Raw genomic sequence first — 2697 nt, forward strand, 5'->3', positions numbered from 1 at the left:
ATTCAAAGTAGTGGTAAAAACCATCTTAACTGCTGTTTGTCTTTTCATTACAACGATAATAATGGCTCAACAATCTGTTTTACAAAAGCCCGATACAGCAGGCTATGCACCTGTAAACGGATTGAAAATGTATTATGAAGTTTATGGACAGGGTAAACCAATTGTTTTAATACATGGAGCCTATCAAACCATTGGCCTTTGCTGGAGTAGCTTAATTCCTGACTTATCAAAAACAAGGAAAGTGATTGCTGTAGAAATACAAGGTCACGGACAYACAAAGGATATTGAAAGACCCTTTTCGTATAAATTATTGGCAAGTGATGTAATTGAGTTATTGCACTATTTAAAGATTGACAAAGCCGACATGATGGGCTTTAGCGTAGGCGGAACAGTAGCCATGCAGGTTGCTATACAGCAGCCTCAGTTAGTAAATAAACTAGTGATACTTTCTACTCCCTATCAATACACAGGATGGTTACCTGAAATGCGAACAATGCTAAAATCGTTGAAGCCTGATTTTTTGGACCAAACACCCTACAAAGCGGCACATGAAAGTAGCTATGCTAATGAACAAAAATGGCATGGCTTTGTAAGCAAATTTATAAAATTCGACACTGAAGACTTTGATTTGGGCGATGAAAATCTGAAAAATATTAAAGCACAAACACTGTTTGTATTTGGAGATAATGATGGTGTTGACTTAGTTCATAAAGCAAAGTTATATCAACTATGTGGTGGTAATGTATTCGCTGATATGGAAGGATTTCCAAAATCGCAATTGGCTATTCTACCAAACACAAGCCATGTGGGATTAATTATGCGAGCCCAAAAAATTGTCGAATTGGTTCAACCTTTTCTGAAATAAGGATTATGTTGAAAACAAATTTATACTGATGAAAACCTAAAATCACTTAAATATAAAAATCATGAAATCAATCTTTCCAGTAATGCTGAGTGCCTTATTGATGTTTTCAATCGGCTGCCAATCACAATCAAAAAAAAATGAAATGCTTGAAGAAGCAAAAGTTGCCATTGCAAAGAGCAACGCGATTTATCGTAGCTTATTCCTTAAAAATGACGGATCCATCTTAACCTGTTATGCAGAGGATGCGTGTATTATGCCTCCAAATTCTAAAACGATATGCGGTAAAGAAGAAATGGACAAATTTTTTAAGCATGCCTATGCGGCAGGAGTTCGCGGTGGCAGATTTATCCAAACGGAAATTCATAGTAGTGGCGAAGGCTATATTACAGAAGTAGGGCGTTTGGAGGCTCAGGATGGAAATGATAAAGTTATAGATGATGGAAAATATCTGGTACTTTGGAAAAAAACAAAAGATGGCTGGAAAATGTATCGAGATATGTTTAGTAGCAATCATTAGGTAAAATGTATAATGTTATTTTATAGTCTACATGATTAAATTAGTTCATTATGATATTCAATATCTTGATGAGTTTGTTAAATTTAAGAACAACCCAAGCATATTGAACAATAAATTAGATATGCCCTCTAATTCTTATACCAGAAATGATGGAATAGAATTGTTTCAAAAAAACCTAGATAAAATAACCGCCGAGAGGTTTCTTGTTTTTTATAATGGGAATTTTTGCGGGGATATTGGTATTACCCCAAAAGAGAATGTTTATAGATTTAATGCTAGAATTGGTTACTGGGTTGCCGAACCATTTTGGGGTAAGGGAATTACAACTGAAGCTATTAAATTGATGACCGATTATGCTTTTAAAACTTTTGATATCACAAGGATAGAAGCTGGCGTTTTTGAATATAATAAGGCATCTATGAAGGTATTAGAGAAGAATGGATATGCACTAGAATGCATTCATAAAAAGTCTGTTATTAAAAATAATAACGTGTATGACGAATATATTTGGGTTAAATTTAAAGCGTAATTTTGCTTTTGTAATCTGCAGGTGTGTTTCCACTCCATTGTTTAAAGGCTTTTCTGAAAGTGCTCGGATCGGTATAACCAAGCTTATAGGCAATTTCCGAAATAGACAGTTCATTATGTTTCAACAAAGCAGCTGCAAGCTCATACTTTACCAGATCACTGAGTGTTCTATAAGTTGTATTCTCGTCTTGTAATTTTCTTTGTAAAGTTCGGGGGGTAATATTTAAAAAGACAGCTATGTTTTCTAATTGAGGGAAGTCAAATTGATAATTATTCAAAATGGCTTCCTTTACTTTTGCACTAAACCTTACTCCTTCTGCTGCTTGTCTTAACCTTTCGTGGAGCATGTTTTCGATAACAGCATTTAGTTTTGGGTTATATCCCAAAATAGGAATTTCTAAATCTGCTTTGTTAAATACAATACAATTACAGGGCTGATTAAAACCTGGCCTGCATTTAAAGATCCTTTCATGTTCGGTAGTATCAGAAACTTTTGGGTATCTGTAAAATACCTTTACCGGGTATACCGTTTGGCCAGAAAGTACTTTTATGAAATTAAGGGTTGCCGCAAATGGGATATCTACACCATGCCTTGCCGTTTCCGGATCTATATCATTCCATAATTGAACAGGTTCATAATGAAGATGAATTTCATTATTCTTTTCTTCAAGGGCAAAATCATACAATGCTGTAAACGTCCGGGTAAAGTACACTGTTTTTTTGAAGGCAGAGAGTACATCCCTATCGCTTTGCTGTAAATGACCGGCCTGACCTATAATGGGAGGTG

At 35.2% G+C, this 2697-nt stretch carries 4 protein-coding genes; 3 read left to right on the forward strand and 1 reads right to left on the reverse strand.

All coding sequences use genetic code 11. The features are described from left to right. Positions 1 to 61: 61 nt before the first annotated feature. The 3 genes from AC1DPQ_RS23910 (at position 62) to AC1DPQ_RS23920 (ending at position 1911) form a co-directional block, all read left to right on the forward strand. Positions 62 to 865: an alpha/beta fold hydrolase gene (locus AC1DPQ_RS23910; RefSeq protein ID WP_477611093.1), complete on the forward strand. Its 804-nt coding sequence runs from the start codon at positions 62 to 64 to the stop codon at positions 863 to 865. Positions 866 to 926: 61 nt separating this feature from the next. Then, positions 927 to 1382 carry a YybH family protein gene (locus tag AC1DPQ_RS23915; protein WP_036669483.1) on the forward strand — a complete coding sequence of 152 codons (456 nt, stop codon included), beginning with the start codon at positions 927 to 929 and terminating at the stop codon, positions 1380 to 1382. Positions 1383 to 1413: 31 nt separating this feature from the next. Further along, the gene (locus tag AC1DPQ_RS23920; protein ID WP_477611094.1) at positions 1414 to 1911 is read left to right on the forward strand and encodes a GNAT family N-acetyltransferase; all 498 of its coding nucleotides are present in this window, start codon (positions 1414 to 1416) and stop codon (positions 1909 to 1911) included. Here the strand turns inward: AC1DPQ_RS23920 and AC1DPQ_RS23925 are convergent. Beyond that, the coding region (locus tag AC1DPQ_RS23925) for a helix-turn-helix transcriptional regulator (RefSeq protein WP_477611095.1) at positions 1901 to 2697 on the reverse strand (797 nt) is incomplete at its 5' end. The genes AC1DPQ_RS23920 and AC1DPQ_RS23925 overlap by 11 nt on opposite strands.

It is taken from the genome of Pedobacter sp. 01T416_2 (genome assembly GCF_056398925.1).

Excerpts from the sequence above, each read along its gene's own strand:
- AC1DPQ_RS23920 (WP_477611094.1), top strand. The coding sequence starts at position 1,414 with ATGATTAAATTAGTTCATTATGATATTCAATATCTTGATGAGTTTGTT.
- AC1DPQ_RS23915 (WP_036669483.1), top strand. The coding sequence starts at position 927 with ATGAAATCAATCTTTCCAGTAATGCTGAGTGCCTTATTGATGTTTTCA.